The organism is Polyangium sp. 15x6 (assembly GCF_029960785.1).
Classification (GTDB): domain Bacteria; phylum Myxococcota_A; class Polyangia; order Polyangiales; family Polyangiaceae; genus Polyangium.
On the sequence record NZ_JASBQE010000034.1, the window covers coordinates 19,447 to 45,453 of the forward strand.

At 68.7% G+C, this 26,007-nt stretch carries 24 protein-coding genes; 9 read left to right on the forward strand and 15 right to left on the reverse strand.

Annotated features, from left to right (window positions below):
* Positions 1 to 8: 8 nt before the first annotated feature.
* The 8 genes from QHF83_RS24550 to QHF83_RS24585 all read right to left on the reverse strand — a co-directional run bounded on the left by QHF83_RS24550 (position 9) and on the right by QHF83_RS24585 (position 5,238).
* On the reverse strand, positions 9 to 563 hold the full coding sequence (locus QHF83_RS24550; RefSeq protein WP_282420353.1) for a M23 family metallopeptidase: 555 nt from the start codon (positions 561 to 563) through the stop codon (positions 9 to 11).
* A 111-nt stretch (positions 564 to 674) separates the two neighbouring features.
* Positions 675 to 1,178, reverse strand: coding sequence for a hypothetical protein (locus QHF83_RS24555; RefSeq protein WP_282420354.1), 504 nt, complete (start codon positions 1,176 to 1,178; stop codon positions 675 to 677).
* The gene (locus QHF83_RS24560) at positions 1,175 to 1,927 is read right to left on the reverse strand and encodes a hypothetical protein (RefSeq protein ID WP_282420355.1); all 753 of its coding nucleotides are present in this window, start codon (positions 1,925 to 1,927) and stop codon (positions 1,175 to 1,177) included. The genes QHF83_RS24555 and QHF83_RS24560 overlap by 4 nt, the downstream gene beginning before the upstream one ends.
* On the reverse strand, positions 1,924 to 2,760 hold the full coding sequence (locus QHF83_RS24565) for a sigma-70 family RNA polymerase sigma factor (protein ID WP_282420356.1): 837 nt from the start codon (positions 2,758 to 2,760) through the stop codon (positions 1,924 to 1,926). The genes QHF83_RS24560 and QHF83_RS24565 overlap by 4 nt, the downstream gene beginning before the upstream one ends.
* A 42-nt stretch (positions 2,761 to 2,802) precedes the next feature.
* Positions 2,803 to 3,996 carry a trypsin-like peptidase domain-containing protein gene (locus QHF83_RS24570; RefSeq protein WP_282420357.1) on the reverse strand — a complete coding sequence of 398 codons (1,194 nt, stop codon included), beginning with the start codon at positions 3,994 to 3,996 and terminating at the stop codon, positions 2,803 to 2,805.
* Positions 3,993 to 4,280, reverse strand: coding sequence for a DUF1844 domain-containing protein (locus QHF83_RS24575; protein ID WP_282420358.1), 288 nt, complete (start codon positions 4,278 to 4,280; stop codon positions 3,993 to 3,995). Before QHF83_RS24575 ends, QHF83_RS24570 begins: the two co-directional genes overlap by 4 nt.
* The gene (locus tag QHF83_RS24580) at positions 4,277 to 4,585 is read right to left on the reverse strand and encodes a hypothetical protein (RefSeq protein WP_282420359.1); all 309 of its coding nucleotides are present in this window, start codon (positions 4,583 to 4,585) and stop codon (positions 4,277 to 4,279) included. The genes QHF83_RS24575 and QHF83_RS24580 overlap by 4 nt, the downstream gene beginning before the upstream one ends.
* Positions 4,586 to 4,638: 53 nt before the next feature.
* Positions 4,639 to 5,238 (reverse strand): peptidylprolyl isomerase, encoded by a 600-nt coding sequence (locus tag QHF83_RS24585; RefSeq protein WP_282420360.1) that lies wholly within the window; start codon positions 5,236 to 5,238, stop codon positions 4,639 to 4,641.
* A gap of 104 nt (positions 5,239 to 5,342) precedes the next feature.
* On the opposite strand from QHF83_RS24585, the gene QHF83_RS24590 reads away from it, so the two are divergent.
* From QHF83_RS24590 to QHF83_RS24605, 4 genes are read left to right on the forward strand one after another with little or no spacing between them, the layout of a single operon-like run.
* Entirely contained in the window at positions 5,343 to 6,653 is a 1,311-nt protein-coding gene (locus tag QHF83_RS24590) for an efflux RND transporter periplasmic adaptor subunit (protein WP_282420361.1), read from the forward strand.
* A 12-nt stretch (positions 6,654 to 6,665) separates the two neighbouring features.
* Positions 6,666 to 7,430 (forward strand): ABC transporter ATP-binding protein, encoded by a 765-nt coding sequence (locus QHF83_RS24595; protein ID WP_282420425.1) that lies wholly within the window; start codon positions 6,666 to 6,668, stop codon positions 7,428 to 7,430.
* Positions 7,427 to 8,647, forward strand: a complete 1,221-nt coding sequence (locus QHF83_RS24600) for an ABC transporter permease (RefSeq protein WP_282420362.1) — start codon at positions 7,427 to 7,429, stop codon at positions 8,645 to 8,647. Before QHF83_RS24595 ends, QHF83_RS24600 begins: the two co-directional genes overlap by 4 nt.
* Positions 8,644 to 9,873, forward strand: a complete 1,230-nt coding sequence (locus QHF83_RS24605; RefSeq protein WP_282420363.1) for an ABC transporter permease — start codon at positions 8,644 to 8,646, stop codon at positions 9,871 to 9,873. The genes QHF83_RS24600 and QHF83_RS24605 overlap by 4 nt, the downstream gene beginning before the upstream one ends.
* A gap of 128 nt (positions 9,874 to 10,001) precedes the next feature.
* On the opposite strand, the gene QHF83_RS24610 is transcribed toward QHF83_RS24605, so the two are convergent.
* The 4 genes from QHF83_RS24610 to QHF83_RS24625 all read right to left on the reverse strand — a co-directional run bounded on the left by QHF83_RS24610 (position 10,002) and on the right by QHF83_RS24625 (position 16,028).
* Positions 10,002 to 11,870: a S1 RNA-binding domain-containing protein gene (locus QHF83_RS24610; RefSeq protein ID WP_282420364.1), complete on the reverse strand. Its 1,869-nt coding sequence runs from the start codon at positions 11,868 to 11,870 to the stop codon at positions 10,002 to 10,004.
* Between the two features lie 148 nt (positions 11,871 to 12,018).
* A complete protein-coding gene (locus tag QHF83_RS24615) occupies positions 12,019 to 13,128 on the reverse strand; it encodes an Mrp/NBP35 family ATP-binding protein (protein ID WP_282420365.1) in 1,110 nt (369 codons plus the stop codon).
* A gap of 176 nt (positions 13,129 to 13,304) precedes the next feature.
* On the reverse strand, positions 13,305 to 14,483 hold the full coding sequence (locus QHF83_RS24620) for a hypothetical protein (RefSeq protein ID WP_282420366.1): 1,179 nt from the start codon (positions 14,481 to 14,483) through the stop codon (positions 13,305 to 13,307).
* A gap of 216 nt (positions 14,484 to 14,699) precedes the next feature.
* Positions 14,700 to 16,028 carry a hypothetical protein gene (locus tag QHF83_RS24625; RefSeq protein WP_282420367.1) on the reverse strand — a complete coding sequence of 443 codons (1,329 nt, stop codon included), beginning with the start codon at positions 16,026 to 16,028 and terminating at the stop codon, positions 14,700 to 14,702.
* Positions 16,029 to 16,309: 281 nt separating this feature from the next.
* Between QHF83_RS24625 and QHF83_RS24630 the strand changes: the two genes are divergently transcribed.
* The 3 genes from QHF83_RS24630 (at position 16,310) to QHF83_RS24640 (ending at position 19,753) form a co-directional block, all read left to right on the forward strand.
* Positions 16,310 to 16,927 carry a TlpA disulfide reductase family protein gene (locus QHF83_RS24630; RefSeq protein ID WP_282420368.1) on the forward strand — a complete coding sequence of 206 codons (618 nt, stop codon included), beginning with the start codon at positions 16,310 to 16,312 and terminating at the stop codon, positions 16,925 to 16,927.
* Positions 16,928 to 17,100: 173 nt separating this feature from the next.
* The gene (locus tag QHF83_RS24635) at positions 17,101 to 17,628 is read left to right on the forward strand and encodes a TlpA disulfide reductase family protein (RefSeq protein WP_282420369.1); all 528 of its coding nucleotides are present in this window, start codon (positions 17,101 to 17,103) and stop codon (positions 17,626 to 17,628) included.
* Between the two features lie 34 nt (positions 17,629 to 17,662).
* Positions 17,663 to 19,753: a DUF6029 family protein gene (locus tag QHF83_RS24640; protein ID WP_282420370.1), complete on the forward strand. Its 2,091-nt coding sequence runs from the start codon at positions 17,663 to 17,665 to the stop codon at positions 19,751 to 19,753.
* Positions 19,754 to 19,759: 6 nt separating this feature from the next.
* On the opposite strand, the gene QHF83_RS24645 is transcribed toward QHF83_RS24640, so the two are convergent.
* Positions 19,760 to 21,091, reverse strand: coding sequence for a hypothetical protein (locus QHF83_RS24645; protein WP_282420371.1), 1,332 nt, complete (start codon positions 21,089 to 21,091; stop codon positions 19,760 to 19,762).
* 190 nt (positions 21,092 to 21,281) lie between these two features.
* Between QHF83_RS24645 and QHF83_RS24650 the strand changes: the two genes are divergently transcribed.
* Positions 21,282 to 22,217 (forward strand): diacylglycerol kinase family protein, encoded by a 936-nt coding sequence (locus QHF83_RS24650; protein ID WP_282420372.1) that lies wholly within the window; start codon positions 21,282 to 21,284, stop codon positions 22,215 to 22,217.
* Positions 22,218 to 22,222: 5 nt separating this feature from the next.
* On the opposite strand, the gene QHF83_RS24655 is transcribed toward QHF83_RS24650, so the two are convergent.
* On the reverse strand, positions 22,223 to 22,876 hold the full coding sequence (locus QHF83_RS24655; RefSeq protein WP_282420373.1) for a CBS domain-containing protein: 654 nt from the start codon (positions 22,874 to 22,876) through the stop codon (positions 22,223 to 22,225).
* 153 nt (positions 22,877 to 23,029) lie between these two features.
* Between QHF83_RS24655 and QHF83_RS24660 the strand changes: the two genes are divergently transcribed.
* Positions 23,030 to 24,016: an acyl-CoA desaturase gene (locus QHF83_RS24660; RefSeq protein ID WP_282420374.1), complete on the forward strand. Its 987-nt coding sequence runs from the start codon at positions 23,030 to 23,032 to the stop codon at positions 24,014 to 24,016.
* Here the strand turns inward: QHF83_RS24660 and QHF83_RS24665 are convergent.
* Positions 24,009 to 25,700 (reverse strand): CTP synthase, encoded by a 1,692-nt coding sequence (locus QHF83_RS24665; protein ID WP_282420375.1) that lies wholly within the window; start codon positions 25,698 to 25,700, stop codon positions 24,009 to 24,011. The two genes, QHF83_RS24660 and QHF83_RS24665, sit on opposite strands and share 8 nt — an antisense overlap.
* Between the last annotated feature and the right edge of the window lie 307 nt (positions 25,701 to 26,007).

Here is a 26,007-nt window from a genome sequence, read left to right on the forward strand (position 1 = left end):
CGCGCGCTCTACTTCGCGAGGAGGCGATCGCCCTTCTGCGGGAGCTCGACCGACATCGCGCCGTTGCGCTCGTAGGGCGTGTACCGAGGCGGCACGCCGCGCGCGGCGTTCGCGTCCGCGTCCGTCATGATCTGCCAGTGCAGGTGCGGCGCGAACGAATGCCCCGAGTTGCCGCATCGACCGAGCTCGGTGCCGGCCGGGACGAACATGCCTTTGCGCACGCGCACGGTGCCCGGGATGAAGTGCGCGAAGAGCGAGTACTCGCCGTTCTGATGGTCGAGCACGACGAAGTTGCCGTGCATGTCGTACTTGTTCGCGCGCCCCGGGACGTTGTCGGGCACGCCGTCGACCGCGATCACCACGACGCCCGGCGCATCCGCGACGATCGGCTGGTTGTACGAGGGATGGTCCTCGTTGCGCTGTGATCGCGGCATGTCGTCGTCGATCACGAGATCGAGCGCGTAGGCCTGGTCGTTGTTCGCGCCGTAGTGCGTGCGGTAGACGCGCCACTTGCCGACGACGGGGAGCCGGTAGGTCACCGTCCCGGGCGCGTAGCGCGGCATGTTCGGAGGAGGAGCGCTTCCGCCGCAGGCGGAGATCAGGAGGCTTCCGGCGATGAGGAGAGGAGCGAAGAAAGACGAGCGGGGGAGCATCCGCCCCCCACTATACCGAGTTCAGGGATTGACCTTGATCCCGATGACGAGGACGCCGCCCTTGTGGTTCTGGCCGGCCACGAAGAAGGTCTCGCCGGCCTTCGCGTTGACCTCGAGCAGCGGGAGGAAATCGCTGCCGCCGGGCTTCTGGATGCTGGCGCTGATCACATAGCGCTTCGATTCGCCCTTTTTGCTCGGCTGGATCACGTCCTTCAGCGAGACCTTGAGCACCCGGTCGTTCGGGAGCTTCAGCGTGGAGGGGCTCGCCTTCGACGAGGTCTGCTTCGAGCGATCGAGCAGCTTGTAGCTGTTGTACGAGGAGAACGGCGGCTTCGCGAGCTCGGGCATCTTGCCGATCTTGGCGTCGATGCCCGTGCCGTCGTTCGTGCCGTGGAGGACCACGATCTCCATCGAAACGGACGTGTCCGCCTGTGCGGCGGCGTCCTGGGCATGCGCCACGGAGGGCCCGTGCCCGAGCGAGAGCCCGAGCGCGGCCACGAGCAAAGCAATCAGCGGGAGCCTCATTGTTCTCCTCCAGCGGAATCGTCGGCCAACCACACGACGGTGGTGGTGTGGTTCGACGTGGCAGCCTCTGCCGGCACGTAAAAGATCGTGCCGATTTTGGTGCCAAAGTCGACGGCCGCGACGGCCACGCCCGGCTCGGCATCGCCGTCCTGCGCGTCCGATTCGGCCGCGCGAGGCGCCTCCGCAGGCGTCGGGGCCGGAGCCGCGGGCAGCTCCTCGGGCGTCGTGACCGCGGCCACCGGCGCGCCTTGCGAATGCGGCGTACCCACGTCCATCCGCCCCCAGATCATGAGGCCCGCCGCCGCCGCGACCGCGATGGCCGCGAGCGCGAAGATCCCACGCGAGTTGTCGTTCGAGGGCGCCGACTTCGCCGCTGCCTTGCCGAGGCCCGGCTGGAGCAGCGGTTTCACTTCGGCTTCCTTGCGCTCGACAGGCGCCTCCAGCGGCGCAGGCGCGGCGTCCCTCGCGTCACGCGTCGCGCTCTTGTCGGCCGCGATCCGCGCCATGATCCCATCGGTCAGGTCGATCTCGGCGGCGCCGCTCTCGGCGTTCTCCCCGACGATCGACGATGCGAGCGACAACGCGGCGACTTTGCTCCGCAGCACGCTGTCGCGCGAGAGAGCCAGACGAACCTCGTGCAGACGCTCGCCTTCGAGCTCGCCGTCCACGTACATCATCAGCTCGAGGTCCGTCGGCGGCCGCTTCGTGCGCGTCTCGCGCGCTTCTCCGTTCATCGTCTTCGTGGTCACGGCGCCTCCTCCGGCTCGGCTGCGATCTCGTCCGTATTGCCGCTCCGCGAACGCCCTTCCTCCGCGTAGCAATCCGCGAGCGCGCGCTGGAGCTTCTGCCGGGCATGGAACAGCCGGCTCATGATCGTCCCCTTCGAGACGCCCATGGCCACGGCCATTTCTTCGTACGACATGCCTTCGACCTCACGCATCAGAATCACGCCTCGGTGGTAGGGGGGCAGGGCATCGAGGGCGGCCTGGATGCGGCCCGCGATCTCCCGGCGGCGCATGACGTCGATCGGGTCGGCGCCATCGATGCGAGAGACCAGCGGAAACTCCGTCGGCTCATCCGAAGCGGCTTGCCCGTCGACGAGCTCGGCATCCCGACGCCCAGGCTTGCGCATGAGGTCGATCGCCAAGTTCGTGACGATCCGGTAGAGCCAGGTGAAAAACGACGATCCACCCTGGAAGGAGTTGAGGTTGCGGTAGACCCGCAAGAAAGCATCCTGCACCAGCTCGCGTGCGTCGTTCTCGTCCCGGACGAGCCCCATCGCGATCGCGAAGGCGCGGCGCTGGTGGCGCTCCACGAGCCGCCTGAACGCCGCCTGGTCCCCCTTCTGTGCCCGAAGGATGAGCTCACGATCTTCCTCTGCCTCCCGCCTTCGGGCCTCTTTGTTGGACGCCTCCTGCGAACGCCTATTCACGCGGCCGAGACGGCCGATCGCGGCTTCGGGGACGGGGGGGGCGTCAGGGAGATCGTCCGGCACCCCCAGGGCACCTTCAATCTGGTCGTCCGTCGGGTCGGCCGGCTCGGGCCGGAGGGACTCGTCCGGGGGCGTGGGAATGGGGGGCACGGCGAGGTGGTACTCTAGGCGATCGGCCTTCCGGCCGGAAGGTCAAGGCTCCTCACGGTCGTCGATCGGCTCGAGCTCGGCGAGCGTCACGCGGACGTCGAAGACCCGCTCGAGGCGCGCAATCCGCAAGGACACCGTCTTGTTGACGCCCGCGATGCTCGCGAGCCACCGGAGCTCGTTCGGATCGGCGACGGGCTTGCCGTCGAACGCGACGATGACGTCGTCAGGCGAGAGCCCCGCACGATCGGCCGGCCCGCCCGCGATCACCTTCTGCACCCACGCGCCTTTGCGATCCGGCCGGCGCAGGCGCCCGGCCTCGATCGGGTTCAGCGCGTCGACGAAGACCCCGAGCGCGCTGCGCCGAATCTTGCCGTCCCGCAGCAACATGGGCAGGAGCTGCTTGACCATGTTGATCGGGATCGCGAAGCCGATGTTGTTCGCGTTCGCGCGGACGGCCGCGTTGATGCCCACGACTTCGCCGCGCATGTTGAGCAGCGGGCCGCCGGAGTTGCCCGGGTTGATGCTGGCGTCCGTCTGCAGGAAGTTGAAATAACCGCTGGGATCGAGGCCCTTCACGTCGTCGCGCGTGCGGCCCTTCGCCGAGAGGATGCCCGCCGAGACGGTGTGCGAGAGGCCGAACGGGTTGCCGATCGCGACGACCCAGTCGCCCACGTCGATCACGTCCGAGTCGCCGAGCGAGAGCGAGGGCAGACCTCGCTCGTCGACGCGCAAGACGGCGATGTCCGTGTGCTTGTCCCGGCCGACGACCGTCGCCCGCATTTCACGGCCATCGACGAAGCCGACGACGATGTCCGTCGCGTCCTCGATGACGTGGTTGTTCGTCAGCATGAACCCCTCGGGATCGTAGACGAACGCGGTGCCGAGGCCCTCGGACACGGCGCGCCTTCGACCCGACGAGGTCTCTTTCTCGACGCGCGCCTTCACCGTCGCCACGGCCGGATCCGCCTTCTTCGCGAGAGGCGCGAAGGAGATCGGCGTGCCCTCGGTCGTCACGATCGCCGGCCCGGAAGGCGCGGTCTGCGCGAGCGCCGGAGGCGGAGCGGTGGGCGCTGCGCCGCTCGGGAGAGGAAGCGCGCCGGGCGGGAGCGACGAGGTGGGCTCGCCCGCTTGGGACGAGCCGCCCGGCGATCCGCCGCCCTTGCCGCACGCCGACGCAGCCACGAGGAGCCACGAGATCAAGACGATGAGCGAGAGCGGCGGACGACGTGAGCTCACGTCTCTTTGGATACCTCCGCGATGCGCTCGCGCAACTCGTCGAGGGCCTGCGTGAGGAGCCGCTCCTCGTCGCCCGTGAGGTTTCCCCTCGTTTTCTCCTCGAGAAGCGTGAGGAGCTCGATGTCCTGCTGCGCGAGGTCGAGGCTCCGCTCCGAATGCCCATCCGGGCCGGGCATATCGCCGAGGTGGACGTGCGCCGAGCCGATGATGGACATCACAAAAATCGAGAAGTCGAGCTTCGGGAGCTGCCCCGCCGGCGCGTCGCGATCGCCCTGGCTGCTCACGCCTCGCCTGCCTCGTCGGCTACGTCGTCGACGTCATCCTCGAGCTCCGCCGCGCTGCTCGTGGCCGGGGCGGGGGCAGGAGCCGCCGCGACGGGTTGCGGGGCGGGCGCCGGCGCCGAGGTCGCGGAGACGAGCGCGGGCTGCGGGATGCCGAGCGCCTCAGCCTGCGTCTCGAGCTCGGGGAGCCCGGCGAGGTAATTGTCGACGTCTGCCGGCGTGATCACGCCATTGTCGAGGAGGCGCGCGCGCACCCGGAGATCATAGGCAAGCGCGGAAAAGTAACCCTGATCGGAAGCAGCTTTCATCGGTCGTTGTGTCTCCCTTGGTCGGACTTGCTCCCCCCCGGGTGCAAAAGTCTTCAGCGCTTGCGCGAGAGCTGGACGAGATGTCCGCCACCCTCGGCCGCATGTCCATGATCGTGGTCGTGATCATGGTCGTGATCGTGATCGCAGCAGCCGCCGCCGTCGCCGTGCGCGCGCTCTTCGAGCTCGGCCTGCGCCTCCGCGATCTCCTCGTCGCTCGCCGCGCGCACGTCGTGCACGACGACCTCGAAGCGGACCTTCTGGCCCGCGAGCGGGTGGTTCGTATCCACGACGAACGCGTCCGGAAGCACCTCGACCACGCGCATCGCGATCGACTCGCCGTCAGGGGCCTGCGCGATGAACTCGTCGCCGGGCGTCACGTGCTCGCTGTCGGGAAAGTCGGCCTTGTCGACCTCGAAGACGCCTTCGTCGTCGTGCTCGCCGAACGCGTCCGCGGGCTCGACGAAGATCTCGCGGCGCTCGCCGGCCCGCATGCCCTCGACCGCTCGCTCGAGGCCCGGGAGGATCTGCGCGTAGCCGTGGACATACTCGAGCGGCTCGCTTTCGGTCGCGCGATCGACCGTGTCTCCATCCTCGTCGAAGAGGACGTACGAGAGAGAGACGCGCGTATCGGGGCCAATGGCGGGCTGGGGCATGGGCCCGTGGATGTGCCACGTAGGTGTCGCCCCATCAAGCCCCGCGTAAGATCCTTCGCTGCGGCCGCGCCCGGAGGCTCCTCCGTGCTATCACGGCTTACGTCATGGCCAATCCGGGAGTGCACCTCGATGCGGGCGGACAGGCCCGGAACAACGCGGTTGAGCGGCCCGACCTGAACAAGGCGCTGTCGCGCGTCGAAGGCCGCGGAAAATGGCTCCGCTGGCTCGTCATCCTGCTCGTCCTCGGCGGCATCGTCGCAGGCGGGATGTTCTACCTGCAGAAGACCAAGCCGCCGCCGCCCGCGCGCTACGTGAGCGCGGCCCTCACGCAAGGCGACGTCTTCGAGACGATCCAGTCGACCGGGCAGGTCAAGCCGGTCACCGAGGTGCAGATCGGCGCGCAGGTCTCCGGTCGCATCACGAAGGTCCACGTCGACTTCAACAGCCACGTGAAGGCCGGCGATCTGCTCGCGGAGATCGATACGCAGCTCCTCGGCGCGGAGATCGACGCGAACGCGGCGCAGGTCGCGGCCGCGAACGCGAGCGTCAAGCGAGCCGAGGCGAACCTCGAGACGGCGAAGGTGCGGCTCGAGCGGGCGCGCAAGGTGTTCAAGGAAGGCGTGGGATCGCAGGCGGATCTGGATGCCGCACAAGGCAGCTACGACATCGCGCTCGCCGATGTCGCGGCCTCGAAGGCGCAGGTCGCGCAGCTCGCTGCCACGCTGCGGCGCTCGAACACGAACCTCGCGTTCACCAAGATCTACTCGCCCATCGAGGGCGTCGTGATCAACCGCGCGATCGATCCCGGCCAGACCGTGGCCGCGAGCTTCCAGACGCCGACGCTCTTCGTGATCGCCCAGGATCTCCGCAAGATGCGCGTGCTCGCGGACATCGACGAAGCGGACGTGGGGCGCCTGAAGGAGGGGATGTCCGCGGACATCCGCGTCGATGCGTTCCCCGGCGAGTCGTTCAAGGGGCTCGTGAGCCAGGTGCGCTACAGCCCCGTGAACCAGGCAGGCGTCGTGACGTACGCGGCGGTGATCGAGGTCGAGAACCCCGACATCAAGCTGCGTCCCGGGATGACGGCGACGGCGACGATCCACTCGGCCGAGGCGAAGGGCATCAAGCGCCTGCCGAACGCGGCGCTGCGCTTCAAGCCCTCGCCGCCGATGACGAAGGAAGGCAAGCCCATCCCGCAGGATCCGCTGCCGCCGCTGCTTGCCGGCAAGGGGCGCATCTACGTGCTCACGAACGAGACCCTGGGCGCCGAGCAGATCGAGATGCGCGAGGTCGACATCGGCATCACGGACGGCGTCTACACGGTTCTCCGTACGGACATCGGCAACCTGAAGGTCGTGACCGAAGAGACCGACGCAGGGGCCGCAGGCGGGCGCGGCGGCCGCAAGCCGTTCTAGGCGGGGGACGTGATGAAGGACGCCCCGCCGATCATCGAGTTCGTCGAGATTCACAAGGACTACGTCACGGAGGCCGTCGTCGTGCGCGCGCTCCGCGGCGTGAACCTGACGATCCGGCAGGGCGAGTTCGTCGCGATCATCGGGCAGAGCGGCTCGGGCAAGAGCACGATGATGAACATCATCGGCTGCCTCGATCGGCCGACGCGCGGCAAGTACATCCTCGACGGGATCGACGTGGGCTCGCGGAGCAACGACGCGCGCGCCATCGTGCGAAACCACCTCATCGGGTTCGTGTTCCAGGGCTTCAACCTGCTGCCCCGCACGACCGCGCTGGAGAACGTCGAGCTGCCCCTCGTGTATCGAGGCGTCGGCGCCGCGGAGCGAAGGAAGCGCGCGCTCGCCTCGCTCAACGCCGTCGGTCTCGGCGCGCGCCTGCACCACACGCCGAACCAGCTCTCCGGCGGTCAGCAGCAGCGCGTCGCGATCGCGCGCGCCCTCGTGACACAGCCGCCGCTCCTGCTCGCCGACGAGCCCACGGGCAACCTCGATACCCGCACGAGCTACGAGGTGCTCGATCTCTTGCAGCGGCTCAACCGAGAGCAGGGCATCACGATCGTGCTGGTCACGCACGAGCGCGACATCGCCGACTGCGCGAGCCGCGTGGTCGAGATGCGTGACGGCTCGGTGCGGCGCGACATCGTGAACGAGAGGCCGACGGACGCGGCGCGCGCGCTCGCGGAGCTGCCGGTCCAGGACGAGCACGGAGCCGCTTCGTGACGGCGATCCTCGCCGCGATCCGGCTCGCGCTGCGCGCCATCGTGCGCTCCAAGCTGCGCTCGACCCTGACGGTGCTCGGCATCCTCATCGGCGTCGCGGCCGTGGTGATCGTGGTCGCGCTCGGCACGGGCGTGCAGGCGCAGGTCCTCGGACAGATCTCGAACCTCGGCGCGAACGTCATCTTCATCTTCCCGCAGTCGACGCAGACCTCGGGCGTACGAAGCACCGACGTCAATCGCCTCACGGAGGCCGATGGCCGCGCGCTCCTCGCGGAGGCGACGAGCATCGCGAACGTCGCGCCGTTCAGCTCCACGGGCGCGCAGGTGATCGCAGGCGATCGCAACGCCGTGACGCAGGTGATGGGCGTGTCGCGCAGCTACTTCCCGGTACGCGGCTTCTCCGTGGGCAAGGGCCAGATGTTCACGGAGTCGGAGGAGCTTCTCAAAGCGAAGGTCGTCATCATCGGCGAGACCGTCCGCGAAAAACTCTTCGGCGCCGGAGATCCGATCGGTCAGTACGTGCGCATCGGCCGCTACCCGTACCGCGTCGTCGGTCTGCTCACGTCGAAGGGGCAATCGCCCTTCGGCGAGGATCAGGACGATCGCGTGCTCATGCCGATCGGCAGCTTCCGTGCGCGCGTGGTGCCGAGCCCGCCGGGGCGCGTGCAGCAGCTCATCGCCTCCGCGACGGACGAGCGCACCGTCGATCGCGCCGTCGCGCAGATCAACGCGATCTTGCGGCAGCGGCACGGGATCGAGCCCGACGCGGATCCGGATTTCGGGATCCGCACGCAGGCCGAGTTCCGCAAATCATCCGAGGAGATCGTCGGCACGTTGACCGTGCTCCTCTCCTCGATCGCCGCCGTCTCGCTGCTCGTCGGCGGGATCGGCGTGATGAACATCATGCTCGTCAGCGTGACGGAGCGGACGCGCGAGATTGGCATCCGCATGGCGATCGGCGCTTCGGCGGCGGACATCATGACGCAGTTCCTCGTCGAGGCGATCGTGCTCAGCGTGATCGGCGGCGTGTTCGGGCTCGGCATCGGCGCGGGCGTGATCAAGGCGCTCGGCGGCGCGCTCGGGTGGTCCCTCGCGCTCCCGATGCCGGCGGTGATCGCGGCGATGGCGACGAGCACGGTGATCGGGGTCGTGTTCGGGTTCTTCCCTGCGAGGAGGGCGGCGCTGATGGATCCCATCGTCGCGCTGCGCCAAGAGTGAACGGCCTCTTTCGCGTCTTCTCCGCGATCGCGATCGCCATGCGGGCCGTGCTCCGCAACAAGCTGCGCGCGGCGCTCACGATCCTCGGCATCACGATCGGCATCGCGGCGGTCGTCACGATGACCGCGCTCGGCGACGGCGCGCGCGCCAAGATCAACGGGCAGATCACGAACCTCGGATCGAACGCGCTGATCGTCTTTCCGCAGTCGGCGAGGGCCTCGGGCGCGCGCACGACGGGAGGCTCGAAGCTCTCGGAGTCCGACTGTCAGGCGCTCGAGCGCGAGTCGACGAGCATCAAGGTCGCCGTGCCGTTCCTGCGCGCGTCTGCGCAGGTCGTCTACGAAGGGCAGAACGCGAAGGCCGAGGTGATCGGCTCGCGCATCGCGTATCTCGAGGTGCGCAACTGGAAGCTCCAGAGCGGCGAGCCGTGGACGGTCCCGGCCGAGAACGTGTCCGAGAAGATCGCGGTCATCGGCGCGGGGACGGCGAAGGATCTCTTCGGCGCGGCCGATCCCGTGGGTCGATGGATTCGCATCGGCCGGCATCCGTACCGCGTGCTCGGCGTGCTCGAAGAGAAGGGCCCGTCGCCGTTCGGTCGGAGCCAAGACGACGTCGTGATCATGCCGATCACCACGATGCGCTCCCACGTGCGCTTCACGCGGCCGGGCGAGACGGACGCCATCATGATGAGCGCCACGAGCCCGGAGACCACGGACCGCGCGAAGAAACAAGCCGAGGAGATCCTTCGCCAGCGGCACCGCATCCGCGAGGGAGACGAGGACGATTTTCTCATCCGCACGCAGGCCGAGTTCCAGCAGATGCAGGACAGCATCTACGGGGTCCTCTCGCTCCTGCTCGTCGGGATCGCGGCCGTGTCGCTCGTCGTCGGCGGCATCGGCGTCATGAACATCATGCTCGTCAGCGTGACGGAGCGGACGCGCGAGATCGGCATTCGCATGGCGATCGGCGCGCGCGAGATGGACATCCTCGTGCAGTTCCTCGTCGAGTCGCTCGTGCTCGCGACGCTCGGCGGGATCGTGGGGACGACGCTCGGCTACGGCGCGATCGTCGGCCTCGGCGCGGCGCTCGATCTACCGATGAAGCTCGCGCCTCAGGCGCTCGCGGTCGCGCTCGGGACGAGCACGGCGATCGGGCTCGTCTTCGGGTTCTTCCCGGCGCGACGTGCCGCGCGCATGGATCCGGTGCAGGCGCTCGGTCGCGAATGAAATGATTTGACCACAAAAGGCCACGCGCCCCGGGCCTCTCGGCCGCGGGGCGCGTGATCGTTTGGCCAGTCGGGCCGGGGGTTTGGGGGCGCAGCTCTGCTTGTCAGAGCGGAGCCCCCAAGCGTCGACTAATGGCTCGACTGGCTCTTCTTCATGAGGTCGGCGAAGGTGCCGAACTTCGCCTCGCGGGCGACGCCCGCGCGGTACGACTGGTAGGCCTGCTTCTCGGCGTCCTCCTTGAGGGCGCGGATCGAGAGCTTCGCTTCGCCGCGGCGCGGGTCGACCTCGAGCACCTTCGCGTCGAGCTTCGTGCCCACGGGGAACTCCTTGCGGAGATCCGTGCCGCGCGCCGTGCCCGTGTGGCCCGCCGGGATGAAGCCGCGCGCCGCGCGACCGGTGACGCCGAGGACGCGGACCGAGAGGCCTCCCTCGACGGCCTGGACGACGGCGACCTTCACGGCCTTGTACTGCTGCACGCGCTGACGCGGCTCTTCCTCCTCGCCGCTCGGCAGCGCGGGGTGCAGGCCGATCTTGTGCGCGCCCGGATCGCAGCTCGCGACCACGACGTCGATCTCGTCGCCGACCTTCACCACCTCGCTCGGGTGCTCGACCTGCTTGAACGAGATGTCCGCCGTGTGGCAGAGGCCGTCGATCCCGGGCTCGAGCTCGATGAACGCGCCGAACGGCTGCAGGCGCGCCACCTTGCCCTTGTGCTTCGTGCCGACCGCGTACTTCTCCTTCACCGTGTCCCACGGATCCGCGGTCGTGGCCTTGTGGCTGAGCCACAGCTTGCCCTTGTCGTCGATGCGGATGACCTTGACGTCGATCTCCGCGCCCGTACGGAAGAGGTCGCTGAGCCGCGCGCTGCGGTCGTGGCTCGCCTCGGTCATGTGGATGAGGCCTTCGACGTTGCCCGCGTCGGGCAGCGCGACGAAGACGCCCCACGCCACGACCTTGCGCACGATGCCCTTGTGCACGCTGTTCGGCGTGACCTTGCTGAGCGCCTCGGTGCGCAGGCGACGCGCGTCCTCTTCGAGCATGCGCTTGCGCGAGACCACGATGTCGCGGCCCTTCTTTGCGTACTGCGCGACCACGAAGTCGAGCTTCTGACCGACGAGGTGCGAGAGATCCGCGCCGTGACGCAGGTCCACGTGCGAGGCCGGCGCGAACGCGCGCATGCCGCCGAGATCGACCTCGAGGCCGCCCTTCACCGCGCCTGTCACGAAGCCGAAGACCGGCTCGCCGCTCTGCGACGCGGCTTCGAGCTGCTTCTTCAGCTCATCGAGCGGCTTCGGCTGCCCCTTGCAGAGCACCAGCATGCCGCCGCGAACGCCCGTGCTTTGCACGCTCGCGATGAACTGATCGCCCTCGGCCGGCACTTCCTCGTCGCCGAGCTCCTGCCGATCGAAGAGGCCCGTCGCCTTGCCTGCGATGTCGATCCAGATCGCCTGGTCCGTCACCTTGCAGACCTTGCCGAAGACCTCTTCGCCAACGCTGAACGCAGGACGTTCGCGCTGGGCCGCGGCCGCGGCGGCGGCCTGTTTGTCCTTGCGCCGATCCTTGCGCTTGCCTTGCGGCGCTTCGCCTTCGGCCTGGGCCTCGGAAGCCTCGCCGGCCTCCGTGTCCTCGCCTTCCGCGTCCTCGCCGCTCGCCTCGGCGCCTTCGGCCCCTTCGGCCGCGCCTTCCGCCGTCGGGCCTTGCGCGCCCGGGGGACCCTTGCGCTTCCTGCGGCGCTTGCGCTTCTTCGCGTCGGCGCCCGGAGCTTCGGCCTTCGCCGCAGGGCTCGCCTGCGGACGACCGCCGGGGCCCGGCAAGCGGTTGCCGATGTCGTCTCCCGGCTGCTCATCCTCCCACTCTTCGCGGGAGGGAGCGGCGGTGGGCGAGGCGGCCTGGGCCTCGGTGCTCGCCTCGGGCTTTTGATTCTGCGGCTGCGCCTCGGGCGCCGCGGCGTCCTTCTGGACCTCTGCCGCCTCGGTGGTGTTGTTGTCCGTGTTCATCCGGGATCTCGGGCCCCGCTCGCGGCGCGCGTCGTCAGGGGACGACCTTCGCGCAGACGCGTAGCTCGGAAGGGGACGGAAAACATAACGTACCTCGCGCACAGGCGCGAGGTCTCCGCGCACAGCGCTCGAACTTCGAGACGCTTTTTCAACGTACGATGGGTAAAAACCGCTGCTGGCCGCCGCTACGGTCGATGCGGAGGGAGCCCCCGCGACCGAGGTTGTGCACGCTCACCTTGGCCGCCAGCCGTTGCGCCACCTCGACGAACGCCCGGCCGACCGAGCTCTCCGGCGCCGCCTGCACGACGGGCGTGCCTGCGTCGCCCCACTCCCGCACCGAAGGATCGAGCGGGATCTGACCGAGCAGCGGGGCGCCCGCGAACTCGGCGATCTTCTGACCGCCGCCCGAGCCGAAGAGCTCGTGACGCGCGGAGCAACCGTCACAGATGAAATAACTCTCGTTCTCGACGACGCCGAGGATGGGGATGCCCACCTTCTGGGCCATCGAGACCGATTTGTAAACGTCCTGGAGCGCGACTTCCTGCGGCGTCGTCACGATCACGGCGCCCGTGGTGCGCAGTTTTTGCGAGATCGTCAGCGCGATGTCGCCCGTGCCGGGGGGCAGGTCGAGGATGAGGTAGTCGAGCGTGCCCCAGTCGACGTCCTTCATGAACTGGAGCAGCGCGTTCTGGATCATCGGCCCGCGCCAGACGACGGCTTGACGCGCGTCCTCGAGCAGGAAGCCGATCGACATGAGCTTCACGCCGAAGCGCTCGAGCGGCAGGAAACGCTGCCCGTCGGCCGACGTCGGTCGGCCCATCACGCCGAGCATCGTGGGCACGCTGGGCCCGTACATGTCGGCGTCGAGCAGGCCCACGCGGCAGCCGAGGCGGTTCAGCGCGAGCGTCAGGTTCGCGGCGACCGTGCTCTTTCCGACGCCGCCCTTGCCGCTCATGACGAGCACGATGTTCTTCACGCCGGGGCAAGGATCGTCGGCCATGATGTTGCGCTCGGGAACGTTTGAGCTCCAATGAATCGTCACGTTCCCCGCGCCAGCGGCCTTGAGCGCCGCCGTCACGTCGTCCTGGAGCCGCGCCTTGTACGGGCACGCCGGCGTTGTGAGCGTGACGCCGACGGTGACGGTGTCGCCCTCGACGGTGACGTCGCCCAACATGCCGACGTCGACGAGGGGACGGGAGAGCTCGGGGTCCTCGATCTTTCCGAGCGCGGATTTCGCGGATTCGACCGTGATTGCCATGATTTCCTTCGGGGCAGGCGCGGGGCAGCCGGTCTGTTAGGACCAGCCACGGGTGTCGTCAACCCGTTCCGCTGTCGCGCGGGCGCGTTGCCGCCGGGAAAAACGGCCAGGGCGAAACAAAAAGAAAACGCGCCGCCCGGCACGACGAGCGGCCGGGCAGCGCGTCGATGCGTCGCTCAGTTGACGGAGCCGGCAGCCTTGCCGCCGATGCTGGCGCTGGCCTCGACGGAGACCTGCACCTCGACGCTCGCGTCGAGCGCGGCGCTCGCGGCCGTCGTCGCGCAGACGAGGGCCTTGCCGCTCGACGTGATCGCGCCCTCGAGGTTCGCGCCGACGTCGATGAGGACCTTGCCGGCGTCGAGCGCGGCCTGACCACGCTCGATGCCCGTCACGATGAGCTTCGGCAGGTGCTCCTCGAGCGCGACGACGAGCGCTTCGAGCTCCGCGCTCGCGCCGCCCTTGAGCTCGATCGTGACCTTGGGCGGCGTGCACGACGCCTCCGCCTGGATCTCCGCGTTGCAGCTCGCCTGGCAGTCGGCGTCGAGCTCGCACTCGGGCGGCGTGATCTTGCCCTCGCAGTGCGGGGCCTCGAACTCGACGGAGCACTCGCCGCGGCAGGTGCCGTCGCACTGCACCTGGGCGTTGGCCTCGAGCTCGCACGAGCCCGAGCAGGTGCCGTCGCACGTGCCGTCGCAGCGGCCGTTGCAGTTGTTCGCGTCGCCCGAGGAGCACGTGCCGTTGCACTTGCCGTTGCAGACGGCGCTGCACGAGCCCCTGCACTCGACCGTGGCGCCGACGTCGGCGGTGCACGAGCCCTTGCACTCGGCGGTGCACGAGCCCGCGAGCTTGCCGGGCTCACACTTGGCTTCGAGCTGCGCCGGCGTGCACTTGGCGTCCACGTCGCAGCGCGCGTTGCACTCGGCGGCCGCGTCGAGGCTCGCCTCGCACTTGCCGCCTTCGACGAGCGCGACGAGCTCGACGTTCGCGTTGGCTTCGAGCACCGCGTCGAAGCCGAGCTGCGCCTCGGCGCAGACGGCCTCGAGGCGCTTGGCGCCCTCGAGCGACGACCACTTCGAGTCGTCACGGTTCGTCGCCTTGGCGATACCCTCGCAGGCGGCGGTGACGTCGGCGATCATCTGATCGGCGAGCGTGACGAGCGCGCCCGAGGCGCTCATGAACGACTTCACGCGGAAGTCGATGTCGAGGTTCGCGCCCCACTGCGCGTCGGCGCGGAACTCGTCGCACCCCGCGGCGATGTCGGCGACGTCGCTGCAACCGATGCCTGCGGTGAGACCGATTCCGAGCACGAAGGCAGGCGCGGCGGCGAAGCGGATCCAGTTGTTTTTCTGCGACATGCGAAGCTCTCCTTGGTTGAAGAAGTGATGACTACGTTGAAGCGCACGTGCAGCTTTTGCGCCATGCGACGTGCGACCTGAGCACCCTCCCGTCCATCCCCGGAGCCCTCGCGGAATCAGCGGATCGGGCAGGGAGGGTGCGAAAGAAACGTGCCGCGCGCAGCGAAAGTTTTTGCGCGGCGAGGATCGTTTGAGATCAGAAGAGACCAGCTCGTCTTACCAGCAGCTCGCCTCACCGCCCTGATTGGGGTTCGACGGGTTGGCGAGCGTGTAGGGCAGGAGCTGGCACTTCTGGTAGTTCTGCGAACCCGGGTTGAGATCGCACTCGGCGTGCTTGCCACTCGGCGAGAGCGGGCAGTCGTCGTTCGACATGCAGGCCCCGCCGGAGGTGGCGAGGTTGACGCAGCCGCGGCTGCCGTCGGTGGCCTGGATGCAGACGGAGGTGCCGGTGAGCGGGCCGCAGTCCTCGTCGTTCACGCAGGGTTCGCAGTAGTTGCCCTCGCCGACGCAGGCGCCGAAGCGGTGGAAGCAGGCTTTCGGCCCCTCCGGCTTGGTCTCGTCGGCGGGCTTGCACTCGTAGGATCGCCCGCAGTCGGAGTCCTTCACGCACGCGGAGGCGCAGCGCTTCGTGGTGTCGTTCGGGAGCGAGATGCAGTGGCTGTTCGGGATCTGTGAGCAGTCCAGATCAGTGTTGCACGGGGCGCACGTGTCGCGCTGGATGCACGTCTTCCGGAGTACACACAGCTGCCCCTCGAACATCGTGTTGCCCTGCCCGAGCGAGCTCGGCTCGATGCACGGGTCGGACGACGGGCCGCAGAGGCCGTTGTTGCCCTTCGTCGGATTCATGCTGCCGCAGAGCTCACGCGCCTCGCGGGTCGTGCCGCAGTAGAAGCCGCCGGGGCACTCGGCGTCGCTCTGGCAATCTTGCTTGGTGCAGAAAGCATCGGCGTCACCCTCGGCCGCCGAGAGGCACGAGAGCGGCGCCTTGCACTCGCCCGGCGCGCACGTGAGCACGGTGCACGGCGTCTTGTCGGGGCATTTCCCGACGAGGCAGTTCGCACGTCCGTAACAGAAGTCGGTGTCGGGCTCGCAGGTGTCGGGCGCGCCGCCGCACTGGTCGAGGAAGCACGGCGTGCCCGTCTCCGGGCAGGAGAGGGTCTTGCTGCACTCGTCGCCGAACGGGCATTTGAAGCCGAAGCCGAAGGGCTTGTCGTTCGGCTGGCAGGTGAAAAGTTCGCGTTTCGTATCGTCTTCGACCGCGGGCACGCAGTCCTGCGTCCCATCCGCGAGGCAATCGGTGTGCGCGGCGCACTCGAGCACGCAGCGGTTCCCCACGCACGTGTTGCCGGGCAGGCACTTGTCAGGAGTGCACTTTCCCTCGCATTTGCCGTCCGCGGTGACGAAGCCGCCGAAGCAGAAGGGCAGCGGCTCCTCCTCGGTGCAGGCGCCGAGCGCGCCACCGAAAAGGAGCGAGAGGAGCGAGAGGGCGGCGGCAAAACGAAGGCGCGCGGGCTGCCGCGGACGGAGAACGGGAGAATGCTGCATGATGACCTCGAACCTCGGAGGGCCGTCCCTCCGTGGATGTGGGTATGCATGGGACGGTGCCGTGTTCCACGCATCTTGCCTGGGTAAGGATCCGGTCCGGGCGAGGCCTTTTGCCAAGGAGGGCGCTTGACGCGCCGCACCCCCGCGAGGACCATTCCGACCTACCTCATTCCAGGCGCGGTGGCATCATGCGAAACGACGTGCTCTTTCGGTGCTTGGTTCTCGGTCTGACGGCAGCTTTCGGTTTGATCGGCTGCGGCAGTGACGAGGGCGAAGCCAACGTGACACCGGGGTTCCCCGATCAAACGGGGCAGCTCCCGCGTGGATCGTGGGCTCTCCCGTATCCCGCGGGTCCTTACGGGATCAGCAAGGGCTCGATAGCGCAGAATTACGAGCTCATCGGTTTTCCGAACGCGAAGGAAAAGATCGGCGATGGCGTGCGATTCATCTCCTTTGCCGAGTTCTACAATCCCACGGGTGACGGGGTTTTTCCGGAAAACTCCGTGTTCCCCAAGGACACGCCGAAGCCGAAGGCGCTCGCGATCATCATCTCCGCTTCGTGGTGCGGCCCTTGCCAGTACGAGGCGGCCGAGGTGCTCCCGGCTCTGCGCGCGAAGTACAACCCGATGGGCGGCGAGTTCCTCCTCGCGCTCGCGGAAGGCATCTCCGGTTCGCCAGCGACGCCCGACGATCTGACGAAGTGGGTGAAGAAGTTCGCCATCGACTACCCGTCCGTGACCGATCCGGGCGGCAAGCTCGCGGCGCTCTGGGAGAGCGATTCGTTCCCGGCGAACATCATCATCGACACGCGCACGATGGAGATCGTCCACACGTACGCAGGTCCCCCTCCCACGACGTACTGGAAGACCTTCGAGAAGGTCATCGCAGGGACGCTCTAGTCCCGAGGGGGACGCCTCGCGTCCCCCTCTCGTCCGGGCAAAGCCCGGCCGATTCAGCCCCCGAGGCGAGCTCACTTCGCGATCTCGCAGAGCGCCGAACCGTTCGACGCTCTCGTCGTCTCTCCTCCCCCTGCGCGCGTGCCGCCTCTGCCCGTTTGCGGCATGATGCGCGGATGAACGCGCGAAAAGCACACGTCATCGGCGCCGCGATCGCCGGCCTCCTTCTCAGCTCGTGTGGTGGCGAAATGCCCTCCGCGAAGGCCGGCGGCGGCGCGACGGCGCCCGACTTCACGCTGCCGTCGCTCGACGGCAAGCAAGTCCGGCTCTCGGACTACAAGGGAAACAGCGTGGTGCTCATCGACTTCTGGTCGACCACCTGCGACCCCTGCATGATCGAGATGCCGCACCTCGTCGACCTTTACAAAAAGCACAAGGATCGCGGGTTCGTCGTGCTCGCCGTCTCCGCCGACGGGCCGGAGTCGCGCGCGCAGGTGAGCAGCGTGGTGCGCTCGAAGGACATGGTCTTTCCCGTCCTACTCGACGAGGAAACCGTGGTGACGGCCCGCTACAACCCGAAACGCGAACTGCCCTTCACCGTGCTCATCAGCAAGGACGGTTCGATCGTGCACAAGCGTGGTGGATACACCGCGGGTGACGAGAAAACCCTGGCCGCCGAGGTCGAGAAGGCCCTCGCGGACTGATCGGGCGGCGCGCGCGTCATGGTAGAAGGCGCGCGTGAGCTTTTCCTCGCGTCGCGCCGCAGCCGCGCTGGCCGTCACCCTCGGAAGCCTCGCGATCGCGCCCGCGGCGAGCGCGCTCGACCTGCCCGGGCCGGCCGGTGAGCCGATCGGTCTCGACGTCACCAACACCACGGTCGTCGACTACCGCTGGGACAACCGCAACCACGATCCAAGGGCGTTCAACCCGCGGCCGATCGTCGACGACGACTACGGCGAGTGGATCAACCGCCTCAACGTGCAGGCCACGTGGTGGCGCTTCCGCGTGGGCGTGCGGCTCGACTCGGCGCTCTACTACCTGACGACGACGCGCACCGAAGCGCAGGTGATCGCGCAGAAGCAGATCGACGCGGTGAAGCAGGCGGATCCGAGCGCCCAGGTGCCGCAGACGATCGACTATGCGAACCGCTTCTACAACGAGCTCAACACGCGGTTTCTGAACAGCATCTACCCGGCCAAACTCTACGTCGGATACAACCAGCCGGGCCTCGACATCACGATCGGCGATTTCTACGCGCAGCTCGGCCGCGGTCTCGTGCTCAGCGTGCGCAAGATCGACGAGCTCGCGATCGACACGACGATCCGTGGCGGCAAGGTCGTCTTCGACAAGAAGCTCGGTCCCGCGCGGATCGGCGCGACCTTGCTCGCGGGGCAGATGAACCCGCTGCGCTTCGACGAGGTGAGCGGTCGGCGCCTGCACGGCGCAGGATCGCCCTTGTTTTTCGGCTTTCCGGACGCGAAGCCCGCGACGACGTACGCCATCAATGGGCAGCCGGTCGTGGCCGAGCCGAGGCCGAGTTACCTCGAAGACACGATCTTCGGCGGCCGCGTCGAGGGCGGGATCGACGCCGTCCAGTTCGCCGCGAACGCGTCGGTGCTGATGCGCAAATCCTTCACCGAGCAGAACCTCGCGTGCAGGAACGCCTGCCCCACGGGCGACTCGACGTGCGTGGATCGTTGCTACGCCGAGTTCCCCGAGTTCACGGTCCTGCCCGGGGGGCGTTCGCACAACCAGATTCGCACGTTCAGTGGATCGGTGAACGTGCCGTCGATCGCGGGGATCGGCGACCTCTACGTGGAGGTCGCGGGGCAGCAGCTCCGCGACGGTCACGTGGGCGCGATCGACGCGCAAGGCATGGCCACGGAGCGGCAGGCGGACGTGTCGGGGTACGCGGTCTACGCGAACGCGAACTTCGGCCTCGGGAAGCTGCAACTTTCCTTGGAGGCCAAACATAACCGGAAGTTCTTCCCGCTCGGCTCGAACATCGACGTGACCACGCCGGGCTACAGCGCGCCCGAGTACAGCGTCGTCGCCTACAGCGCGCCGCCGACCGCGGAGCCGATCTACATCGAGCCGATCGAGTCGCCGAACGTGTGCATGACCGGCGGCCGCGCGACCGCGAACTTCAAGTACGACGAGCACACGTCGGTCTACGGCTGGCTCGGCCGGTACCGGAGCTGGACCGAGGTGCCCACGAACGACCTCTGTCAGTCGATGGACGACCAGTTCCGCACGGACACCTGGGACACGGCCGTGGGCATCGACATGAGCCGCGAGCAGGGCAAATCGCACGCGCGCGCCTGGATCGGCGCGCGGATCGCGGAGCGCGCGGTGCCCACGCTCGGCACGCGGGCGCCGGGCGAGACGGACGTCCTCTATTACGAGGGCTACATCCGCTACGATCTCGTCAAGCACATCAAGGGGCCGTTTTCGTTGCAGCTCCAAGGGTTCCACCGGAACCGCTACCTGCCCGCGACGCACGGTCGGGTGTGGAACGAGGGCGAGAACTACACGGCGCTCCACTGGTCGCCGCACCTCTCGGCGGTCTTCGGCTACGAGTACTCGACGCGGCCCGGCTGCCAGCCCGAGCTCGCCGACGAGGACGAGTTCAAGGTGGTGCTCTGCCACTACCTGAGCGGCGGTCTCACGTACCGATCCGGGAGCACGGACACGTGGGCCTCGCGGCTCGTGAACACCGTGAACCTGTTCGTCGGGCAGCGGCGCGGCGCGATCCGCTGCGTCTCCGGCGTCTGCCGCCTGTTCCCGCCCTTCGAGGGCGCGCGGCTCGAGGTCGTCTCCCGGTTCTAGTCGGACCTACTTCGCACGGAGCATCGCGCACGCGACGCCCGTACGAACGCGCGGGTCGGCGTCGACCGCGAGCAACGCGGCGCGCCCGAGCTCGCCGAGCGCCACGAGCGACGTGCCCGCGACCTTGCGCGCCTGCTCGCTCGTGGAGCGCGCATCCGCCGTGAGGAGCGGGAGCACCTCGCGCGAGCCCGCGCGCGCCAGCGCCGCCTTCGCGAGCAGCGCGCGCATGCCCTTGCCCTTGGCCATGCCGAGGAGCTTCTGCGTGATCTCGGCGCGCTCCTTGGGCTTCGCGCCTTCGCCTTCGGCCGGCGCCATCTCCAGGCCGCGACCGAGCGCCGCGATGGCGACGTCCTCGTCCGTATCGGTCCGCGCCTTCACGAGCGCCTCACGCACGCCCTTCGCGTCGAGCGTCGCCGCGTGGATCGCGAACACCCGCTCGCGCGTCGAGCCTGTCTCGATCGCCCGCGCGAGCACGCCCGCAGCATCCTCCGCGCCCGGACCCGGCTGGCGAGCGAGCACGGCCGCCGCCGCGATCTGCGGCAAACCTCGCTCGACCTGCGACACGCGCGCGAGCTGCGCCCGCCCGCCCGCGTCCATCGCCCGCGCCGAGGACCACGCGCCCACGATCGCGACCCGCTCGTCCTCGTCGGCCTTCACGAAGAGGTCCTTCAACGCGAGCACGACGCGCTCGCCGCCGAGGTTGCCCACCGCGTCGATCGCCTGCAGACGCGCGGGCGGGTGCGGATCGAGCCGCGCCGCTTCGAGCAGCGCCTCGGTGTCGTTCGGATCGAACGCGTCGAACGAGGCCTTGAGCGCTGCGAGACGCACGGCCTGGTCCCCGTCGGTGAACGAGCTCCTCCGCTGCGGGCCGTCCGCGTACGCGACGAGCCCACGCGCCTCCACCGCGCGCCACGTGCTCGACGCGCCCTTCGACGCGAGCGCCGCGCGCGCCGCCTCCGCGAGATCGTCGCGATCCCAGAGGCGCGCATCGAAGCGGATGAGCGCCGCGATCGCCGCGACCTCGTCGCTGCCCGCGGCGCGCGCTTCGAGCACCTCGTCGAGCCCCTCCGCGCACGAAGGCAGCTCCTTCAGCTTGCTCACGCCCGCGTCCCCCTTCGCGGCCTTCACCTCTTGTTCGAGCACCACGCGCGCGATGCGACGCGCCTCGGCCTCGTCGACGGCCTCCACTGCGGAGCCGCTCGCGAGCACGCGCCGCGCGCCGCCGAGATCCCCTTGCTCCGCGGCGCGCAGTGCGGGGCCTCCGCCGCAGCCTGCGGTGAGAGCGAGGACGAGGAGACTTCCAAGGGCGCGCGGGAATTTCGTGCGGCGAGCGATCATCGGGCGTTCCTTTCGAGCTACCTGACCTCGCCCCGACTCGCAAAGCCTTCCGTCTCCGCGCGCGCTCGGCCCTTTCCCCCGGGCCTCCGGTGCGTCACCCTGCGCGGCTCGGGCGGCTCTTTTGTCTCCCGATCACGCCCATCGCGTCCGCTCCCCCACAGGCCTCGGCGTCGCCGAGGACCTTTCGTTCATGCGTTTCGACGTCATCGCCAACATCACGGCGCGCCTCTACCGACGAAGGCCCTCGCTCCTCGACGAGGTGAGGCGCGTCTCTGCGGGCGTCGCCGAGGTTCACCCCACCTCCCGCGTCGACGAGCTCGACGCCGTCTGCGCGCGAATCGCCGCGCGCGGCACGGACCTCGTGATCCTCTCCGGCGGCGACGGCAGCTTCATGGCCGGCATCACGGCGCTCGCGCGCGCCTTCGGCGAGGCCTCGCTCCCGCGCCTCGCGCTCCTGCCCGGCGGCACCGTCGCCACCGTCGCGCGGAACTTCGGCATGCAGGGGGATCCCACGCGGCTGCTCGCGCGGATCTTCGCCGCTCGCGCGCTCACCTCGCGACGCCGCGCAACGCTGCGCGTCCGTGAGGCACGCGAGGGCGCGACCACGACGCGCCTCGGCTTCATCTTCGGCACCGGCCTCGTCGCGCGGTTCTTCGACGTCTACTACGCGGACGGCGCGCGCGGGTACGGCGGCGCGGCGCGGATCGCCGGCCGGATCTTCGTCGAGTCGTTCGTCGACGGCCCGTTTGCACAGCAAGTGCTCACGCCCATGCCGTGCACGATCGAGGTCGACGGCCGTCGCCTCGGCTCCGATCGCTGGTCGCTCGTGTGCGCCTCCGTCGTGCGTGACCTCGGGCTCGGCATGCGCGTCAACTACCGCGCGGGCGAGGACCTCGAGCGCCCGCACCTCGTCGCGAGCCCTCTGCCTCCACGCTCGCTCGGCCCGCGCGCGCCGCTCGTCCTTCTCGGCAAATCCATCGGCGGCGCGGGCGCCTTCGACGACCTCGCGCGCTCGTTCGTCGTCCGTTTCTCCCCCGAAGGCCCCTACGTGCTCGACGGCGACGTGCTGCGCGCCTCGGAGGTCACGGTCTCCGCGGGCCCGCCCATCGACGTCGTCACGCTCTGATCACGTCACGCGCTCCGCCGTGTCGGCGCCTTCCTCGGGGCCGCGCCCTTTCGCACGCGCGCCTTCGTCGAGATCTTCGGCACGATCTTCGTCGCCGTCCCCTTCTTCGAAGCGATCGTCTTCACTCCTCGTGCGGACGCCGCCGACGCGGCGACCTTCGCCGTTCCCTTCGCGAGCGAGGGCCTCGGCCTCGGCGTCGAGGGCGCACGAACCACGACCGGCTGCTTCGTGGCTTGCGTGATCTTTCCTGTGCGGAGCGCGTCGCGCGCCATCGTCACGAAGTCCGAATCGGTCACGATGCCGATCAGCCGATGCGCCTCGTCCACGACGGGCAAGCAGCCGATCTTCTGCGTGAGCATGATGTCCGCCGCGTCCGCCGCGTCGTCGTCCGGCCCGATCGTATCGACGGACCCACGCATCACGTGGCGCACGCACGTCTTGCGCTTCGCCTCGGCCATGTCGTCCGCCGGCAGCTTGTCGAGGACGCGGCCCGTCGCGGCCAGGAGGTCGCGGTGCGACAGCAGGCCTACGAGCACATCGCCATCCAGCACGGGCAGGTGACGTACGCGCTCGACGGTCATGAGCTCCTCCGCGAACAGGATGTTGTCGCCGAGCTCGAGCGTGCTGACGGGCGCGCTCATGATCTCTCGCACCTTCACGCGATCCTCCTTGCTCCCGCGCGCGTCGTGCGCACCGCGCAAGGCGATGACGCGCGACGCGCTGCACCACGCGTCATGCGTGCATCTCGCGAGCCACGCGCGTTTGCATGACCGAATCGTGACGGGACGCAGGGCGACGGCTGAAGAGCGCGTGTGACAGTCGGCCTCGTGCAAACGGACGCCCCGGATTCAAAGCCTTCCATCACGGTCGTCGCCTCTTCGAAGTGGTCGCTGTCCGAGCTGTTCCACGTCGTCGCGCTCCTCGCGATGCACGTAGGCGTCGTCGTCGCGCTCGTGCGTGGCCCGACGTGGCGCCTCGTCGCGCTCGCCGCCGCGGCCTACTTCGTGCGCATGTTTGCCATCACGGCCGCGTACCACCGCTACTTCTCGCACCGCAGCTTCAAGACGAGCCGGCTGTTTCAGCTCGTGCTCGCCTTCCTCGGCACCACGGCCGTGCAGAAGGGTCCGCTCTGGTGGGCCGCGGCGCACCGCGTTCACCACAAGCACTCCGACACCGAGCGCGACGTGCACAGCCCCCTGCGTCGCGGCTTCTGGTACGCGCACCTCGGCTGGTGGATGGGCAAAGACCACCAGGAGACGCGGATCGATCTCGTCCCCGATCTCGCGGGCTACCCCGAGCTCCGCTGGCTCGATCGCTACCACGTGATCGGCTCGGCCGCGCTCATCGCCGCGGTCACGATCCCCTTCGGCTTCGACGGCTTCTTGTGGGGCTACGTCGTCTCGACGGTCGTGCTCATGCACGCGACGTTCACGATCAACTCGCTCGCACACGTCTGGGGATCACGCCGCTACGCGACGAAGGACACGAGCCGCAACAACGCGTTCCTCGCGCTCCTCACGCTCGGCGAGGGCTGGCACAACAACCATCACCACTACATGTCGAGCGCGAACCAGGGCTTCTTCTGGTGGGAGATCGACATCAGCTTCTACGTGCTGCGCGCGCTCGAGAAGCTCGGCATCGTGTGGGATCTGCGCCGTCCGCCCGAGCGCATCCTTCGCAAGGACCTCGTCGCGGAAGTGGGCGAGCGCGCGCCGCTCCTCCTCGGCAAGCAGACGTCGAGCGAGAGCGAGGACGACGTCGCGCCCTCGCTCGCTCGTACGGCCACGCGCGTCAGTTGACGGTGGACGAGCTCTTGGCGGGGCCGGGCAGCGCGCCTTGCGCCCCGCCGACGCTCTCCGTCCGCGGCTTGCGTTGCTCGCGCTGACGCTCGACGGCCGCGCGCACGAAGCGCGAGAAGAGCGGGTGCGCCGCCTGCGGGCGACTCTTGAACTCCGGGTGGAACTGGCAGCCCAGGAAGTAGGGGTGATCCCGGAGCTCGACCATCTCCACGAGGCGCTGATCGGGTGACGTCCCCGAGAGCACGAGGCCGCCCTGCGAGAGCGCGTCGCGGTACTTGTTCGACACCTCGTACCGATGGCGGTGTCGTTCGCTGATCGACGTCGCGCCGTACGCCTCGGCCGCGAGCGAGCCACGCTCGAGCACGCACGGATACGCGCCGAGCCGCATCGTGCCGCCCTTGTCGAGAACGCCCTTCTGATCGGGCATCAGATCGATGACCGGATGCTGCGCGTTGCGATCGAACTCGGCCGAGTTCGCCCCGTGCAGCCCGCAGATGTGCCGCGCGAACTCGACCACGGCGAGCTGCATGCCGAGGCAGATGCCGAAGAACGGCACCTTCTGCTCGCGCGCGTAGCGGATCGCCTCGATCTTCCCCTCGGTACCGCGGTCGCCGAAGCCGCCGGGCACGAGGATCGCGTCGAGCGCGCCGAGCAGCTCCGCCGCGCCTTTCTGCTCGATCTGCTCCGAGTCGATGTACTCGAGGTCGACGCGCACGTCGTTGTGCAGCCCGCCGTGCACGAGCGCCTCGTGCAGCGACTTGTACGCGTCGCGTAGGTGCACGTACTTGCCGACGACGCCGATTTTCACGGTGCCGCGCGTGGGCCGCTTGAAGCGCTCGACCACCCAGTGCCACTGCGAGAGATCCGGCTGGCGCGCCCAGATGTTGAGCTTCTCCGCGATCTTCTCGTCGATGCCCTCGGCGTGCAGCACGATCGGCAGCTCGTAGATACACCCGACGTCGACCGCCGCGATCACGCAGTCGACCTCCACGTTCGAGAAGAGCGAAATCTTCTCCTTCATGCCGCGCGAGAGCGGCCTGTCGCAGCGGCAGAGCAGGATGTCCGGCTGGATGCCGATCTCGCGCATCTCCTTCACGGCGTGCTGCGTCGGCTTCGTCTTGAGCTCGCCCGCGGTCGCGATGAAGGGCACGAGCGTCACGTGCACGCTGACCGCGTTCTGGCTGCCGCACTCGACCTTGAGCTGACGGATCGCCTCGAGGAACGGCAAGGACTCGATGTCGCCGACCGTGCCGCCGATCTCGACGATCGCGATGTCCACGCCCTCGGCGGCCGCGCGGACGCGGTGCTTGATCTCGTCGGTCACGTGCGGAATCACCTGCACGGTGGCGCCGAGGTACTCGCCGCGCCGCTCCTTCGAGATGACCGACTCGTAGACGCGTCCGGTCGTGAAGTTGTTCTGGCGCGTCATGCGCGCGAGCGTGAAGCGCTCGTAATGGCCGAGGTCGAGGTCGGTCTCCGCGCCGTCGTCGGTCACGAAGACCTCGCCGTGCTGGTACGGCGACATCGTCCCGGGATCGACGTTGATGTACGGATCGAGCTTGATGTGGGTGACGCGCAGCCCGCGCGCCTCCATCAGCGCGCCGATGGAGGCGGCGCCGAGGCCCTTGCCGATCGAGGAAACCACCCCACCCGTGACGAAGACGAATTTGGTCCGCTTGCTCATGAACCGCCGCTCCGGCCCCGCGTGGGCGCATCACTCCCGAGCCGCGCTCGGTTGGTTTGTCCGTACGGTCGGACAGCGCTGCCCGCTTGGGGCAAACACCTGCCTGAGCACGTCCGGGGGTCTGGGATGCATCACTCCGCTCGATGGAAGTGACGCCCCAAGCGTCAACCAGGGCGCAGTCTAGGCGTCCAGGGTGGCGCGTCAACGCGCGAGCCGCTGAAGAAAAAACAGCCGTTTTCCAGCCTGAAGGCCGCGACGCACCCAGCGAGGGATGCTAACGTGGTCGATCCTGGTGCCGAGGCGCCCT

Excerpts from the sequence above, each read along its gene's own strand:
- QHF83_RS24550 (WP_282420353.1), bottom strand. The coding sequence starts at position 563 with ATGCCGCGCTACGCGCCCGGGACGGTGACCTACCGGCTCCCCGTCGTC.
- QHF83_RS24555 (WP_282420354.1), bottom strand. The coding sequence starts at position 1,178 with ATGAGGCTCCCGCTGATTGCTTTGCTCGTGGCCGCGCTCGGGCTCTCG.
- QHF83_RS24580 (WP_282420359.1), bottom strand. The coding sequence starts at position 4,585 with ATGAAAGCTGCTTCCGATCAGGGTTACTTTTCCGCGCTTGCCTATGAT.
- QHF83_RS24585 (WP_282420360.1), bottom strand. The coding sequence starts at position 5,238 with ATGCCCCAGCCCGCCATTGGCCCCGATACGCGCGTCTCTCTCTCGTAC.
- QHF83_RS24590 (WP_282420361.1), top strand. The coding sequence starts at position 5,343 with ATGGCCAATCCGGGAGTGCACCTCGATGCGGGCGGACAGGCCCGGAAC.
- QHF83_RS24595 (WP_282420425.1), top strand. The coding sequence starts at position 6,666 with ATGAAGGACGCCCCGCCGATCATCGAGTTCGTCGAGATTCACAAGGAC.
- QHF83_RS24610 (WP_282420364.1), bottom strand. The coding sequence starts at position 11,870 with ATGAACACGGACAACAACACCACCGAGGCGGCAGAGGTCCAGAAGGAC.
- QHF83_RS24615 (WP_282420365.1), bottom strand. The coding sequence starts at position 13,128 with ATGGCAATCACGGTCGAATCCGCGAAATCCGCGCTCGGAAAGATCGAG.
- QHF83_RS24620 (WP_282420366.1), bottom strand. The coding sequence starts at position 14,483 with ATGTCGCAGAAAAACAACTGGATCCGCTTCGCCGCCGCGCCTGCCTTC.
- QHF83_RS24625 (WP_282420367.1), bottom strand. The coding sequence starts at position 16,028 with ATGCAGCATTCTCCCGTTCTCCGTCCGCGGCAGCCCGCGCGCCTTCGT.
- QHF83_RS24635 (WP_282420369.1), top strand. The coding sequence starts at position 17,101 with ATGAACGCGCGAAAAGCACACGTCATCGGCGCCGCGATCGCCGGCCTC.
- QHF83_RS24645 (WP_282420371.1), bottom strand. The coding sequence starts at position 21,091 with ATGATCGCTCGCCGCACGAAATTCCCGCGCGCCCTTGGAAGTCTCCTC.
- QHF83_RS24650 (WP_282420372.1), top strand. The coding sequence starts at position 21,282 with ATGCGTTTCGACGTCATCGCCAACATCACGGCGCGCCTCTACCGACGA.
- QHF83_RS24665 (WP_282420375.1), bottom strand. The coding sequence starts at position 25,700 with ATGAGCAAGCGGACCAAATTCGTCTTCGTCACGGGTGGGGTGGTTTCC.